Source organism: Variovorax sp. YR566 (genome assembly GCF_051992195.1).
In the GTDB taxonomy this organism is placed as follows: domain Bacteria; phylum Pseudomonadota; class Gammaproteobacteria; order Burkholderiales; family Burkholderiaceae_C; genus Variovorax.
The window spans coordinates 2,237,501-2,251,246 of record NZ_CP197092.1 but is presented as its reverse complement, the minus strand read 5'-3'; the positions used below and the strand labels follow the sequence as shown (position 1 = coordinate 2,251,246).

14 protein-coding genes are annotated in these 13,746 nt (G+C 67.5%); 1 reads left to right on the top strand and 13 read right to left on the bottom strand.

All coding sequences use genetic code 11. From position 1 onward, the window contains the following. The first annotated feature begins 239 nt into the window (after positions 1 to 239). On the top strand, positions 240 to 632 hold the full coding sequence (locus ACTG4X_RS10410; RefSeq protein WP_426391874.1) for a hypothetical protein: 393 nt from the start codon (positions 240 to 242) through the stop codon (positions 630 to 632). 7 nt (positions 633 to 639) lie between these two features. Here ACTG4X_RS10410 and ACTG4X_RS10405 read toward each other — a convergent pair whose 3' ends face one another. From ACTG4X_RS10405 to ACTG4X_RS10345, 13 genes are read right to left on the bottom strand one after another with little or no spacing between them, the layout of a single operon-like run. Next, a complete protein-coding gene (locus ACTG4X_RS10405) occupies positions 640 to 1,101 on the bottom strand; it encodes an acyl-CoA thioesterase (protein ID WP_440533748.1) in 462 nt (153 codons plus the stop codon). A gap of 2 nt (positions 1,102 to 1,103) precedes the next feature. Next, complete coding sequence (locus ACTG4X_RS10400; protein ID WP_093172033.1) at positions 1,104 to 1,637, bottom strand: MarR family winged helix-turn-helix transcriptional regulator; 534 nt, start codon at positions 1,635 to 1,637, stop codon at positions 1,104 to 1,106. Then, the gene (locus tag ACTG4X_RS10395; RefSeq protein WP_307615797.1) at positions 1,634 to 2,410 is read right to left on the bottom strand and encodes an SDR family NAD(P)-dependent oxidoreductase; all 777 of its coding nucleotides are present in this window, start codon (positions 2,408 to 2,410) and stop codon (positions 1,634 to 1,636) included. The genes ACTG4X_RS10400 and ACTG4X_RS10395 overlap by 4 nt, the downstream gene beginning before the upstream one ends. A gap of 53 nt (positions 2,411 to 2,463) precedes the next feature. After that, positions 2,464 to 3,213: an SDR family NAD(P)-dependent oxidoreductase gene (locus ACTG4X_RS10390; RefSeq protein ID WP_440533747.1), complete on the bottom strand. Its 750-nt coding sequence runs from the start codon at positions 3,211 to 3,213 to the stop codon at positions 2,464 to 2,466. Between the two features lie 10 nt (positions 3,214 to 3,223). After that, complete coding sequence (locus ACTG4X_RS10385; RefSeq protein ID WP_440533746.1) at positions 3,224 to 4,813, bottom strand: ATP-dependent acyl-CoA ligase; 1,590 nt, start codon at positions 4,811 to 4,813, stop codon at positions 3,224 to 3,226. Next, positions 4,803 to 5,534, bottom strand: coding sequence for an ABC transporter ATP-binding protein (locus ACTG4X_RS10380; protein ID WP_007831224.1), 732 nt, complete (start codon positions 5,532 to 5,534; stop codon positions 4,803 to 4,805). Before ACTG4X_RS10380 ends, ACTG4X_RS10385 begins: the two co-directional genes overlap by 11 nt. Beyond that, the gene (locus tag ACTG4X_RS10375) at positions 5,531 to 7,321 is read right to left on the bottom strand and encodes a branched-chain amino acid ABC transporter ATP-binding protein/permease (RefSeq protein ID WP_440533745.1); all 1,791 of its coding nucleotides are present in this window, start codon (positions 7,319 to 7,321) and stop codon (positions 5,531 to 5,533) included. The genes ACTG4X_RS10380 and ACTG4X_RS10375 overlap by 4 nt, the downstream gene beginning before the upstream one ends. Beyond that, positions 7,318 to 8,373, bottom strand: a complete 1,056-nt coding sequence (locus ACTG4X_RS10370; protein WP_093049773.1) for a branched-chain amino acid ABC transporter permease — start codon at positions 8,371 to 8,373, stop codon at positions 7,318 to 7,320. The genes ACTG4X_RS10375 and ACTG4X_RS10370 overlap by 4 nt, the downstream gene beginning before the upstream one ends. Positions 8,374 to 8,407: 34 nt before the next feature. Then, positions 8,408 to 9,571, bottom strand: coding sequence for an ABC transporter substrate-binding protein (locus ACTG4X_RS10365; RefSeq protein ID WP_093049770.1), 1,164 nt, complete (start codon positions 9,569 to 9,571; stop codon positions 8,408 to 8,410). Between the two features lie 44 nt (positions 9,572 to 9,615). Beyond that, positions 9,616 to 10,080 carry an aromatic-ring-hydroxylating dioxygenase subunit beta gene (locus tag ACTG4X_RS10360; RefSeq protein ID WP_440533744.1) on the bottom strand — a complete coding sequence of 155 codons (465 nt, stop codon included), beginning with the start codon at positions 10,078 to 10,080 and terminating at the stop codon, positions 9,616 to 9,618. Next, positions 10,077 to 11,402: an aromatic ring-hydroxylating dioxygenase subunit alpha gene (locus ACTG4X_RS10355; protein WP_440533743.1), complete on the bottom strand. Its 1,326-nt coding sequence runs from the start codon at positions 11,400 to 11,402 to the stop codon at positions 10,077 to 10,079. The genes ACTG4X_RS10360 and ACTG4X_RS10355 overlap by 4 nt, the downstream gene beginning before the upstream one ends. Before the next feature lie 28 nt (positions 11,403 to 11,430). Continuing rightward, a complete protein-coding gene (locus tag ACTG4X_RS10350; protein WP_440533742.1) occupies positions 11,431 to 12,576 on the bottom strand; it encodes an ABC transporter substrate-binding protein in 1,146 nt (381 codons plus the stop codon). 1 nt (position 12,577) lies between these two features. Then, positions 12,578 to 13,744 (bottom strand): ABC transporter substrate-binding protein, encoded by a 1,167-nt coding sequence (locus tag ACTG4X_RS10345; RefSeq protein WP_440533741.1) that lies wholly within the window; start codon positions 13,742 to 13,744, stop codon positions 12,578 to 12,580. Positions 13,745 to 13,746 lie beyond the last annotated feature (2 nt).

Sequence of the window (13,746 nt, the reverse complement as noted above, 5' to 3'; positions counted from 1 at the left end):
CATCGAAACCACCACACGCCCAGACGCGCACGAGCGATCGGCCCGAGGCGGGTCGAATGCTGGTGAGGTTCAATGCGGTGTTCACGATGGTTCCTGAGTCAAAAATTGCCGCTGTCGGCTGTAAAGGGTTGGAAAAAAGGTACGGCTTTGGGCCGCGATTGAGGGCAACTGTAAATAGTGTTTACGACTGCGTCAACAACCGGGACAATCTTTTTTTGTCTTGTTGTTGTTTTTGAACAGTGCCCAATATCACCGTCGCGCGCCGCCGCAATGCTCTCGCGCTGCACCGCCGCTTTCTCGAAGAGGCCGTTGCCGCGGGCCTGCCTGCCAAGGGGCTGGACCAGGCGTTTGCGAAGAAGATCGAAATCTCCCCCAGCATGTGGAGCCAGATCAAGAGTTCCCGGCCCATCGGCGACAACCTGGCACGGCAGATCGAACGGCACTGCAACGTGGAGCCGGGCTGGCTCGACAAGGAAGATCGCCCCTCCGAGGTGCCCGATGCAGCAGAAGAACGCTTCATTGCCGCCGCGCGCGAGGCATGGCGCACGGCCAATGCCAAGGGCAAGAAAGAGCTCAGCGGCTGGCTGAAGAAGCGCACGCAGGACGCTGCCGGCAACGAGCCCGCGCCCTGAACAAGGATCAGCCCAGTTCGGGCGCGTTGCGCAGGATGGCCACGCGCATGTCGTCCGGAATGGCGACGGCGCGATGCGTTTCGAGCGAAGTCGTCACGATCACCTGTGTCATCTGCATGCGCACTTCGCCCGTCTCGGCGCTGAAGCAGCGCACAGCCAACGTCATCGAACGCGAGCCCAGCCGCTGCACCGTGAGCCCGAGGAGCACCCGGTCGCCCATGCGGCTCACGGCGCGGAAATCGACATCGAGCTTCACGGTCGGCAGGCCGATGCGGCGCTGCGCCACCAGGCCGTGGTAGCTGAGCCCCAAGCCTTCATTGACCCAATCCTCGATCAGCCCGTTGAGCATCACGAAGTACTGCGGATAGAAAACGATGCCCGCCGGGTCGCAATCCGAAAACCGGATCAGCCGCGGCCTGCGGAACTCATTGCTCGCGGCCGCCAGATCGACGTGCGTGTCGTCGCTCATCCTCAGCTCTCCTCGCCCGAAGGCTCGCCGCGCATCACATGCACGCGCAGCAGGCCCAGCTGCGTGTGCATCTGCTTGACCGTCTTCATGTCGAGCCCCGAGAACATCTCGAGGATCCACTGCTCGTGCTCGCTCGCCATCGTCTCGAAGGTGCGGCGCCCCGTGGGCGTGAGGCTCACGATCCACGCGCGGCGGTCGTCGGGGCTGGGCGCGCGCGCCACCATGCCTTCGCGTTCGAGCTCATCCGTCAGGCCCGTGACGTTGCCGCCGGTCACCATCAGGTAGCGCGACAGCACGCGCATCTTGAGCCCATCCTCGTAGCGGTAGAGCTGCGCCATGTAGTCGAAGCGCGCCAGCGAGATGCCGAAGCGCTCGCGCAGCCGGCGCCGGATCTCGGCCTCGATCTGCGTGGTGCTGGCCAGCATGCGCAGCCACAGCTTGAGCATCGCGTGGTCCTCGTGGCCCGCGCGGGCTTCGTGGCCCAGTTCTTCCGCATCGCTCAGCGCGGCGTGCGAGGCATCGTTGTTGCGTGTCATGTCACTTCTCCCCCCGAAACCGAGATGGACTGCCCGGTGACCGACGCTGCACCGGGCCCGCACAGCCAGCGCACGGCATCGGCCACCTCGGACGGTTGCACGATCCGCTTCTGCGGATTGACGCTGGAAAACTCCGCCAGCGCGTCTGCCTCGCTGCGCCCGGTCTTGCCGACCACATTGGCGACGCTGTTGCGAAGGATGTCGGTGTCGGTGTAGCCCGGACACACGGCATTCACCGTGATGCCCTTGCGCGCCACCTCGAGCGCCAGCGAGCGCGTGAGCCCGATCACGCCATGCTTGGCCGCGGTGTAGGCCGCCACGTAGGCGTAGCCCTTCTGCCCCGCCGTGCTGGCGATGTTGACGATGCGGCCCCAGCCGGTGTCGAGCATGTCGGGCAATGCCGCCTGCGCGCACAGAAAGCTGCCGGTGAGGTTGACCGACAGCATTCGCTGCCAGAGCTCGAACGACGTCTTGAGGAAGGGCGCACTTTCGGCCGCGCCGGCGTTGTTGACGAGCACAGCGACCGGGCCTCGCGCGGCGCGGGCCTCGGCGAATGCCGCCTGCACAGCCTCGGGGCTCGCCACGTCGGCGGCCACGACGCCATGCCCGCCGCCCGCGAGCGAATCGGCCACGCGCTGCAGCGCCTCACGGTCACGGCCCAGCAGCGTCAGGACGGCGCCCTCGGCTGCCAGGGTGCGGGCGATCTCGGCGCCGATGCCGCGTGCCGCACCCGTGACGAGTGCGTGGCGGCCAGTGAGTGAATTTGATTGCATACCTGAATGTTTTAGTTCTGAATCATTTTAACGGAGTGAGCCGGCCCGAGTTGTCAGCGCATGAAACGGCCGCCGTTGAGGTCCAGCGTGGTGCCCGTCATGAAGGCTGCTGGCGGCGAAGCGAGATAGACCACTGCCGCGGCCACCTCCTCTGGCAATCCGAAGCGGCCGAGGGGAATGCCCGCCCGCAGCGCCCACTGCTTCGCTGGCTCCATGGCGTCGAGCGCCGGGCTGCGGATCGCCGCAGGGGCCAGCGCATTCACCGTCACGCCGTGCGGCGCCAGTTCCTGCGCGAACGATCGCGTCAGCGCCAGCAGTCCGGCCTTGCTCGCTGCGTAGTGCGCGCCGGTCACCGTGCTGGCCTGCTGCCCCGCCATCGAAGTCAGGTTGACGATGCGCCCCGCGCCGCGCTCACGCATGTGCCGCCCGGCAATGCGACAGCCGAAGAAACTGCCACGCAGGTTGACGGCGAGCACGTCGTCCCACTCTTCAGGTGTGATGTCCCAGAGCGATGTGGTCGGCGTGCGCGCCGCGTTGTTGACCATGACGTCGACAGCGCCGAAATGTGCAACCGCCTTGTGGAAGCAAGCGGAGAACGCCGCCTCGTCGCGCACATCGAGTTGCAAGGCGAGCCCGCCGACCTCCGCCGCAACGGCTTCGGCATTCGCAAGCTCGATGTCGGCCAGGGCCACGCGCGCCCCGGCTTCCGCCAGCCCTCGCGCGATGGCCGCTCCCAGCCCCTGCCCCGCACCCGTCACGAACGCCACGCGGCCGGAAAGCGGGAGCAGCACTGCGCTCGTCATGCGATTCGCCTCAGGCCCTGGCGGGCCGTCCGTCCCAGGTCTGCGGCCCGACACCGCGCTCACGCAGCTTGAACTTCTGCACCTTGCCGTTCTCGGTGCGCGGCAGGTCGGCCAGCAGGTCGATGTATCGCGGCACGGCGAAGTACGGCAGGCGCCCTTCGCAAAAGCGCGCGAGTTCGGCGGGATCGATCGACACGCCCTCGCGCGCCACCAGCGCGGCCATCACCTCGTCTTCGGCCAGTTCGGAGCGCACCGGGTACACCGCGCACGAGGCCACGCCCGGGTGGCTCAGCAGCACCTGCTCGACCTCGAACGAAGAGATGTTCTCGCCACGCCGGCGGATCGCGTCCTTGATGCGGTCGACAAAGCGGAATGCGCCGTCGGCATCGCGCACCACGCGGTCACCGGTGTGAAACCAGAGATTGCGCCAGGCCTCGACCGTCTTCTCCGGCATGTTGAAGTAGCCGCTCGCGAAGGCGTGCGGCTCGTCCGCACGCAGCAGCAGTTCGCCCGCCTCGCCGGGCGGCAGCGCCACGTCGTCTTCATCGGCCACGCGCGCCTGGAAGCCCGGGCGCAGCCAGCCCATGACACCGCCGCGCGGCGAATCGGGCGTGGTGGCGATGGCGAAATTGGTTTCCGTCGAACCGTAGCCTTCGAGCAGCGACACGCCTGTGCGCGCCTTGAACGCAGCGCCTGCGGCAGACGGCACGCCGGGCCCCAGCCCGATGCGCACGCGGTGGTCGCGCTCCCCAGGGCCTTCCGGCTGCGCGAGCAGGATCGGCACCATCGCGCCCAGCAGATACACCACCGTCGCCCCGCTCGAGCGCATCGTCGGCCAGAAGCCCGAGGCCGAGAAGCGCGACTCGAACACAACTTGTGCGCCCGTCAGTGCGGCCTGCGCGAAGGTGTTGAGCGCGTTGATGTGAAAGAGCGGCAGCGTGGTGCACAACACATCGTCGGCGCCGACGCCGAGCACCTCCGCGCTGTTCACGCCCCACCAGAAATACTGCGCGTGAGGACAGATCACACCCTTGGCCGGCCCCGTAGTGCCGGAGGTGTAGAGGATCGCGAGCGGGTCGCCGGGCTGCACCGCAGCCGGATCAACGGGCTCCCCGCCCTCGGGATACGCCACGACGCGCACACCTTCAGGCGCTCGCCACGCGCTGGGTGCCGCTTCGCCAACCACCCAGACCTCGCGCAACGCAGTGCGCGTCAGGTCTGCCGTCGCGAGCCGCTCCAGAAAGCCCGCCTCGATCACCAGCAGCTTCGCCTCGCTGTTCGCCAGGAAGTATTCGATCTGCGGCCCCATCGACGCCGTGTTGACCGGCACCATCGATGCCCCCAACCAGCCTGCACCGAGAAAGCTTTCGAGAAACTCGACACGGTTTCCGCACATCACCGCAATGCGGTCGCCGCGTACCAGGCCAGCCGCCGCCAATGCCCCAGCACGCACAGCCGCAGCCCGCGCCGCATCGCCATGCGTCCACTCGCTCCCCGCGATCCGCAGCAACGCACGCGAGCCGAACAGCCCGGCCTGCCGCCGCAGCATCGCCGGCAGCGTGCGCAGGGCGGGCGGTACGGCGCGCGGGTCACTCGTCATCGTGCGTGCCTCCGCCGAGGTAGGTGGCCTGCACCCGCGGGTCGCTGGCCAGCTCGGCCGAAGCACCCGACAGCGCAATCTCGCCCGTCTCCAGCACATAGCCCTCGTCCGAGCTTTCGAGCGCGGCGCGCGCGTTCTGCTCCACCAGCAGGATCGACACGCCGTCTTCCCGCAGCTTGCGCACGATGGTCAGAATGTCGCGCACGATCAGCGGCGCCAGCCCGAGGCTGGGCTCGTCGAGCATCAGCAGGCGCGGCGCCGACATCAGCGCGCGCCCCACCGCCAGCATCTGCCGTTCGCCACCCGACAGGGTGTCCGCGCGCTGCGAGCGCCGTTCGGCCAGCCGCGGAAAACGGTCGTACACCGACTGCAGCCGCTTCTTCATTGCATCGCCACGCAGCCGCTTGGCGTACGCGCCGAGCTGCAGGTTGTCGAGCACCGTGAGCTCGCCGAACAGCTCGCGCTTCTCGGGCACGAGGCACAGGCCGCGCTCCACACGCGCTTCCACGTCCAACCCCTGCAGGTCTTCGCCTTCGAAGCGCAGCGTGCCCTTGCAGGGCAGCAGGCCCATGGCTGCGGCCAGCAGCGTGGTCTTGCCCGCGCCGTTCGGCCCGATCACCGAAATGATCTGGCCCGGCTGCAAGTCGAGCGACACCCCGCGCACCGCCTCGACCTGCCCGTACGACACATGCAGATCGCCGATCTCCAGCATCGCGGTCATACAACGCTCCCCAGGTAAGCCGCCTGCACACGCTCGTCCGCGCGCACCGCCGACGGCACGCCCTCCACGAGCTTGGAGCCGAAGTTCATCACCACCAGCCGGTCTACCAGTTTCATCACGAAGTCCATGTCGTGTTCGACGATGAGGATGGTCACGCCCTCCTCGCGCAGCTTGCGCAGCAAATCGCCGAGTGCCATCTTTTCCTTGCGGCGCAGGCCGGCAGCCGGCTCGTCGAGCACCAGCAGCACGGGATCGGCGGCCAGAGCGCGCGCAATTTCCAGGATGCGCTGCGTGCCCAGCGGCAGGCTGCCCGCCAGTTCGTGCGCGCGGTCGCCCAGGCCGATGCGGTCGAGCTGGCGCTGGGCCTCCTGCAGGATCTGGCTTTCTTCCGTGCGATCGAGCCGCAGCCCCGCCTTCAGGATGCCCGAGCGCGTGCGCGAGTGCGCACCCAGCGCCACGTTGTCCAGCAGGCTCATGTGCGGGCGCAGCTTCACGTGCTGGAAGGTGCGCGCCAACCCCAGCCGCGCCACCTCGCGCTGCGGCATGCCCGCGATGTCGTGGTCCAGGAAGCGCACCTGGCCCGCGCTCATCGGCAGCGTGCAGGTCAGCAGGTTGAACATGGTCGACTTGCCTGCACCGTTGGGCCCGATCAGCCCGACGATCTCGCCGGCCTTTACATCGAAGCTCACGTCGTTCACCGCAACCAGCCCGCCGAAACGCTTGACCGCACCATTCACTGACAACACCTGCGAGCCGCGTTCGGGCAGCGTGCGATGCGGCAACGGTTCGACCGGCGGCGCCTCGTGGCGCGACGGTCCTTGCGCAGCACCGCGACGACGCGTCCAGCGTCGCAGCAGGCCCATCACGCCGCCGCGCGCAAAGTGCAGCAGCAGGATGAACAGCGCGGCGAAGGCCACGGCCTCCAGCTGGCCGGCGCGTTGCGTGAGCATCGGCAGCACGTCCTGCAGGCCGTTCTTCAGCACCAGCACCAGCGCGGCGCCCACCAGCGCACCACCCAGCTGACCGAGACCGCCGGCCACCGCCATCAGCAGATACTCGATGCTGGCGCGCACGTCGAAGGGCGACGGGCTCACGAAGCGGTTCATGTGGGCATAGAGCCAGCCCGCTAGCCCCGCGAACAGCGCGGCTGTGACGAACAGCGACAGCCGCACGCGGTACGCATCAGCCCCCACGCTCGCCAGCAGCGTCGCACCGCCGCGCAGTCCGCGAATCGCGCGACCCGGCCGCGACTGCAGCAGGTTGTAGCTGAACAGGCAGGCCAGGCCGACCACCACCCAGATCAGGTAGTACATCGCGCGCGGGTCGGCCAGTGACCATCCCGCGACCTGCAGCGCCGGAATGTTCGACAGCCCCGTGTGCCGACCGAGCGCATCGACGTTGCCGAACAGCATCGCGATCGACAGCCCCCAAGCGATGGTGCTCAGCGGCAGAAAGTGCCCGCCGAGCCGCAGCGTGAGCATGCCGATGGCAAGCGCCGACAGCCCCGTGAGCAGCAGCGCGAACAGCAGCCCGATCCAGGGCGATATGCCCTGCGTGGTCGTGAGCCACGCCGTCGCATAAGCCGCGATGCCCACGAAGGCCGCCTGCCCGAACGATGTGGCGCCGCCCACGCCCGTGAGCAGCACAAGGCCCAGCGCCACCAGCGCGCCGATGCCGATGTCGTTGAGCAGCGAAACGGTGAAGCTGCCCGCCAGCACCGGCACCAGTGCCAGCACGACGACGAGCCCGGCGACCCGCGCCCGGCGCTTGTTGCGGTTGGCGTTCATTGGTCCACCTCGTCTTCTTCCTCTTCGGCGTGCGTGGCCATGAAAGACCGCAGCATGAGCACCGGAATCAGCAGGCTGAACACGATCACGTCTTTCAGCGCACCGCTCCAGAACGAGGCAAAGCTCTCCACCACGCCAACCGCGAGCGCACCAATGGCCGTCATCGGGTAGCTCACGAGCCCGCCGATGATCGCGGCCACGAAAGCCTTCAGGCCGATGATGAAGCCCGAGTCGTAATACATCGTCGTCACCGGTGCGATCAGCACGCCGATCAGCCCCGCCAGCAGCGAGGCGCAGCCGTACGCCAGCAGCGCCGTGCGCACCGGGCGAATGCCCACCAGCCGCGCGCCCACCCGGTTCACAGCCGTGGCGCGCAGCGCCTTGCCTGCCACCGTGCGCTCGAACACCAGGAAGAACAGCCCGCTCAACACGATGGCCGCTCCCACCATCAACACCACCTGCCCGCTGACCGTGAAGCCATCACCCAGCGTGAACACGGCGCTGGTCAGCGGCGTGGTGCGCGAACCCTCGGGCCCGAAGAACAGCAGGCCCAGCCCCGACAGCAAAAAGTGCAGCGCCAGCGACACGATCAGCAGCACCAGCACCGATGCATCCGCGATCGGCTGGAACACCACCCGCGCCAGCAGCGGCGCGATAGGCACCACCAGCAGCACCGCCACCGCGATGTGCACCGCCACCGGCACGCCCGGCCGCGCCGCCAGCCATGCGAGCACGCACGGAATGGCGGGCAGCACGCCCCACATCAGCACCGCCTTCGGAATGCGCGCGGCCTCGCCGCGACGCAGCAGGCTGCCGATCTCGGTGGCAAGGGCCAGCGCGGCCAGCACCGCGACCATGCCGATGGTCGGCGGCACGCGGTCGGTTTCGAAGGCCGCGAGCGACAGGGCCGCAAAGGCCGCGATGTCGCCGAACGGCACGAACACCACCCGCGTGACGGAAAAGATCAACACCAGCCCGAGCCCGGCCAGCAGATAGACGGCCCCGTTGGCCAGGCCGTCGGTGAGGAGAATCAGCGCCACGTCCCATGTCATCGCGCGGCCCTCCGGAAAGACAAAGGCGAGAGGTTCAAGGTGCGAGCTTCCATTGGCCGTTGTCGAGCTTGACGATCACGCGGGCGCGTTCGTCCACGCCGTAGAGACTGCCGGGCTTGAAGGTGTAGACGCCGTGCGTGCCCACCACTTCCTTCGTGCTGAAGATGGCATCGCGCAGCGCCACGCGAAACTCGGGCGTGCCCGGTTCCGCCTTCTTCATGGCGCGCGAGGCGGCATCGACGAACACCAGCCAGCCGTCGAACGAGTAGGCCGAGAAGGCGTCGCTGGTCGGTGCGTTGTTGACCTTCTGGAACACGGCGCGAAAGTCGGTCGCGATCTTCTTGGTCGGGTAGCTGTCCGGCAGTTGCTCGGCCACGATCACCGGGCCGGTGGGCATCAGCGCGTTCTGGCCGGCCGCGCCGACCACGCGCACGAAGTCGGGGTTGATCAGGCCGTGCTGGCCGTACACGCCGCCCTTGAAGCCGCGCTCCTGCAGCGCAAGGAACGGCAGCGCCCCCGGCGTGCCGGCGCCGCCGGTCATCACCGCGTCGGGCCGCAGCGCCACGATCTTCAGCACCTGCCCCGTCACCGAGGCGTCGGCACGCGCATAGCGCTCGTTGCTCACCACCTTGATGCCTGCGCCGGGCGCGGCCTTCATCAGCGCGTCGTAGACCAGGTCGCCCCAGGCGTCGGAGAAGCCGATATAGCCCACGGTCTTCACGTTGTTGCGCTTCATGCGCTCGACGACCGCATCGATCATCAACTGCGTCGGCTGCGCCACCGTCATCACCCAAGGGTTCTCGTTGGGGTCGAGCAGGATGGGCGTGAGGCCGATCATCGGCGTCTTCGCCTCCTTGCCCACCTGCGCCATCGCAATGGCGGCCGGCACGCCCGATGTGCCCATGAGCACGTCGACCTTCTCTTCCTCGATCAGCTTGCGCGCGTTGCGCCCGGCCGTGGTCGGGTCGGAGCCGTCGTCGAGCACGACGAGCTGGATCTTGCGGCCGTTCACCTCGCCCTTGTAGGCCAGCGCGGCCTGCATGCCCTTGGCATAGGGCACGCCCAGCGAGGAGTTGGGCCCCGACAGCGACACGCTGAGGCCGACCTTGAGGTCGGCCGCGAACGCGCTCGCTATGCCACAGGCGGTCAGCGCCGCGGCGAGGGTGCCGCGCGTCAGGATCTGCATCAGGCTCTTCATGTCGTAGCTCCGGTGAGGATTGTTGGAATGGACAGGTGGGTAACTCAGATGAACAACTGGATGGCCGGCAACGCGCGCGGGGCGTTGAGCAGGTCGACGCGCTTCTCGCGGATCAGCCAGCCGGTGGAGATGCGAACAAGGTGATGGCGGGCGGTGCCGCTCAGCAGGATCTGGTCTTCGCCGCGCGCCTCGACGTAGAGGAACGGCGTGCGCAGCCATGCCTCGTCGCCCTCCTCGCGCTCGATGCGAGAAGGCTGCAGCACATGCTGGCTATGGCTCGCAGGATGCTGCGAATGCGCGCGCGGGTTCTTGAGGCGGTCGACGCGCAGCTGCAGCAGCAGCCGGTCTTCATAGGCCAGCGAGTTGTGCGAGAACGGGTCGGCCTGCGCCGCACCGAGCAGCGGCACCCAGTAGTGGCCGTCTTCGGCGAACAGGGCCAACCAGTCATCGAGCCGCCGCTCGTCGAGCAGCGCCGCCTCGTGGGCGACGAAATCGCGCGGGTCCGTCATGTCGCAGCCTCCATGCCCGCCGCCATGGACTTCGCCCAGGCGCGGAACTGGTTGCGCATCAGCAGTTCGTTGGTGCCGTTGGTGGTGACCGTGGTTTGCTGCGTCTCGGCCGGGTCGTAGTTGCGGTGCAGGCTCACCCACTCGTTGCCGGCGGCGCTCAGGCCCTGCTGGATGCTCTCGAACAGGTGCACGTCGTCGTGCGCGACCACCGACATCGGCGAGAACACGAGGCGGTTGTAGCTCATGGCGCGTTCGAACAGCAGCGCGGGCGCACCCGCCGCACAGAAGCTCCAGGCCTCGATCAGCGTGCGGTTGGCCGCCAGCGGGCGAATCACGCGAATGGCCTGCGGCGAGCCCTTGACCGACAGGCTCGGATAGAAGACCGAGTTCTGCGGCGAGCGCTGCAATATCTCGGTGGCCCGCGCCTCGCCGTGCGCGGCGCGCATCGCGGCTTCGTACTCGGGCAACTGCGCGTAGTTGGAGTGGATGCTGAAGTTCACCCCCAGCACGCTGTGCCCGTTGGCGAACACGCGGCCGCCCATCTTGTCGAAGAACTCGTAGCCCGAGCCGAAGGGCAGTATCTGCTCCATCGCCATCGGCTTGGGGTCCGTGGGCGCATGGCCTTCCCACAGCGCCTCGGCCGCCTTGGTGGCCGACTCGTGCGTCGACATCGGGTGCACCGTGTCGTTGATGTTCTCCAGGTACATCTTCCAGTTGCAGTGGACGATGTTGCGCAGCACACCTCCGCCCACTGTCAGCCTGCCTTCGGGCGAGCGGTCGACCATGTTGTCGATGGCGCCCAGCACCTCGCCGAAGTAGTCCTCGAACGAAGGCCCGGTGTCAGACAACCGCACGAACACGAAGTCGCGGTACACCTTCACGTGCTTCACCACCGACAGCCCCTGCCCCGACTCGCAGGCCTTGAGCTGCGTGCCCTCGTAGCCGTTCTTCAGCGGCAGCCCGAGGGGCGTGCCGTCGAGCTTGTAGGTCCACGCGTGGTATGGGCAGCGGAAGAACCGGCCGGTGTTGCCGCATTCGTCCGTCACCAGCTGCGTACCCTTGTGGGCGCAGCGGTTGTAGAGCACGTGCACATCGCCATCGGGCTGGCGCACCATCAGCAGCGGCCGTCCCGCGATGTCCTGCGTGACGAAGTCGCCGGCCTCGGGCACCTGGCTCGCGTGGCCGAGGAAGACCCAGGTGTTGGCGAACAGGTTCTCCTGTTCCAGCGCGAAAAGCTCTTCGCTGAGGTACAGGTCGCGGTGCACCCGGTCGTCCTGCACCAGCGCCGCGACGAGATCGGGGCGGTTGCGATAGATGGTCATGGCGATGTGCTCGGTGGTTCGGCGAAGACTACGGAACCAGCTTCCACTGGCCCTTTGTCATCTGCACGATGACCACGCCGCGCTGGTCGGAGCCATAGCGGTCGTCGGGCTTGAAGGTGTAGATGCCGTGCGTGCCCACCAGATCCTTCGTGCTCACGATGGCGTCGCGCAGCGCCGTGCGGTACTGCGGCGTGCCCGGCTCGCCCTTGGTGCGCGAGGCCGCATCGGCCAGCAGCAGGTAGGCGTCGTAGGTGTACGACGAGAAGGCATCCGTCGGCACCGCGCCATTGACCTTCTGGTAGGCGTTGCGAAAGCCCATCGACACCTTCTTGATCGGGTTGCTGTCGGGCAACTGGTCGGCCACCAGCACCGGTCCGCTCGGCACCTGCAGGCCTTCGATGGAAGCGCCGCCCACGCGCACGAAGTCGGCGTTGATGAGGCCGTGCGTGCCGTAGATCTTGCCCTTGTAGCCACGCTCGGCCAGCGCGATGTAGGGCAGCGCGCCGGGCGTGCCCGAGTTGCCGGCGAACACCGCATCAGGCCGCGACGCGACAATCTTCAGAACCTGCCCGGCCACGGACGAATCGCTGCGCGCATAGCGCTCGTTCGCCACCACCTTGATGCCGGCGGCGTCGGCGCTCTTCACCAGCGAGTCGTAGGCCAGGTCACCCAGTGCGTCCGAGAAGCCGATGAAGGCCACCGTCTTCACGCCCGACTTCTTCATGCGCTCGACCACGCCAGCGACCATGAGCGGGAACGGCTGCGACACCGTCACCGTCCACGCGCCCTCGGGGCCGGCGATGGTGACCGGCGTGGGCGAGATCAATGGCGTGTTCAGTTCCTTGGCCACCGCTGCGATGGCCATGGCGCCTGGCACGCCGGAGGTTCCGATGAGCACGTCGACCTTGTCCTCGGTCACCAGCTTGCGTGCGTTGCGCCCGGCTGTGGTGGGATCAGAAGCGTCGTCGAGCACGATCAGCTGTACCTTGCGACCGGCAATCTCCGGGTGCTCGGCAATGGCGGCGCGGATGCCCTTTTCGTAAGGAATCCCGAGCGCGGCCACGGGGCCCGAGAGCGAGCTGATGAAGCCGATCTTCAGGTCAGCCGCCATGGCCTGCGAAGCTGCCAGCGCAAGCGCTGTTGCGCCAAGAATGTGGGTTAGCTTGTTCTTCATCTCAGGGCACCAGCTTCCATTGACCCTTTTCGAGCTTCACGACAACGCGCGAGCGGTCATCCGAACCATAGCGGTCGGTCGGCTTGAAGTTGTAGACCGAATGCGTGCCCACCAGCTCCTTGGTGCTCACGATGGCATCACGCAGCGCCAGCCGGAATTGCGGAGTGCCAGGCTCAGCCTTGCTGGCCAACGCGCGTTGCGCAGCATCGAGATAGATCAGCCACGCATCGAAGCTGTAGGCCGAGAAGGTGTCGGTGGGCGCTGCGCCGTTGGCCTTCTGGTAGGCGGCGCGGAAGTCCATCGCGATCTTCTTCATCGGGTTGCTGTCGGGCAGCTGCTCGGCCACCACCACCGGGCCCGTGGGCGCCAGCAGGCCTTCGACCGACGGGCCACCAACGCGGATGAAGTCGGGATTGATCAGCGAATGCATGCCGTAGATCTTTCCCTTGTAGCCGCGCTCGGTGAGCGCGAGGTACGGCAACGCACCGGGCGTGCCCGACGCACCGGTGATCACCGCGTCGGGCCGCAGCGCCACGATCTTCAGCACCTGGCCGGCCACCGACGAATCGCTGCGCGCATAACGCTCGTTCGACACCACCTTGATGCCCGCCGTGGGCGCTGACTTCATGAGCGCGTCGTACACCAGGTCGCCCCAGGCGTCGGAGTAGCCGATGTAGGCCACCGTCTTCACGCCGGCCTGCTTCATCTTCTCGACCATCGCGCCCATCATCAGCGGCGCGGGCTGCGGCAACGTCACCATCCATGCACCTTCTTCGCCTGCCAGGTCGGCATTGGCGATGGAGATCAGCGGGGTCTTGGTTTCACGCGCCACGCCGGCAATGGCCAGCGAGCCCGGCGCTCCGGCCGTGCCGATGATGACGTCGACCTTGTCTTCCTCGATCAGCTTGCGCGCATTGCGCGCCGCCGTGGACGGGTCTGACGCATCGTCGAGCTGGATCACCTGGACCTTGCGGCCTGCGACCTCCGACTTGTAGGCGACTGCCGCCTTCATGCCCTTGTCGTACGGAATGCCGAGCGACGACACCGGCCCCGACATCGAAGTGATGAAGCCGACCTTGAGATCGGCGGCCCACGCGCCCGCGGCACTCAGCGCGCCGAGGCCCGCGGCAATGGCCGCGAGTGTGCGAATTCGGTTCAGGACTTTCATGG

Coding starts and splice junctions, on each gene's coding strand:
- ACTG4X_RS10405 (WP_440533748.1), bottom strand. CDS start 1,101: ATGAGCGACGACACGCACGTCGATCTGGCGGCCGCGAGCAATGAGTTC.
- ACTG4X_RS10400 (WP_093172033.1), bottom strand. CDS start 1,637: ATGACACGCAACAACGATGCCTCGCACGCCGCGCTGAGCGATGCGGAA.
- ACTG4X_RS10395 (WP_307615797.1), bottom strand. CDS start 2,410: ATGCAATCAAATTCACTCACTGGCCGCCACGCACTCGTCACGGGTGCG.
- ACTG4X_RS10390 (WP_440533747.1), bottom strand. CDS start 3,213: ATGACGAGCGCAGTGCTGCTCCCGCTTTCCGGCCGCGTGGCGTTCGTG.
- ACTG4X_RS10385 (WP_440533746.1), bottom strand. CDS start 4,813: ATGACGAGTGACCCGCGCGCCGTACCGCCCGCCCTGCGCACGCTGCCG.
- ACTG4X_RS10380 (WP_007831224.1), bottom strand. CDS start 5,534: ATGACCGCGATGCTGGAGATCGGCGATCTGCATGTGTCGTACGGGCAG.
- ACTG4X_RS10375 (WP_440533745.1), bottom strand. CDS start 7,321: ATGAACGCCAACCGCAACAAGCGCCGGGCGCGGGTCGCCGGGCTCGTC.
- ACTG4X_RS10370 (WP_093049773.1), bottom strand. CDS start 8,373: ATGACATGGGACGTGGCGCTGATTCTCCTCACCGACGGCCTGGCCAAC.
- ACTG4X_RS10365 (WP_093049770.1), bottom strand. CDS start 9,571: ATGAAGAGCCTGATGCAGATCCTGACGCGCGGCACCCTCGCCGCGGCG.
- ACTG4X_RS10360 (WP_440533744.1), bottom strand. CDS start 10,080: ATGACGGACCCGCGCGATTTCGTCGCCCACGAGGCGGCGCTGCTCGAC.
- ACTG4X_RS10355 (WP_440533743.1), bottom strand. CDS start 11,402: ATGACCATCTATCGCAACCGCCCCGATCTCGTCGCGGCGCTGGTGCAG.
- ACTG4X_RS10350 (WP_440533742.1), bottom strand. CDS start 12,576: ATGAAGAACAAGCTAACCCACATTCTTGGCGCAACAGCGCTTGCGCTG.
- ACTG4X_RS10345 (WP_440533741.1), bottom strand. CDS start 13,744: ATGAAAGTCCTGAACCGAATTCGCACACTCGCGGCCATTGCCGCGGGC.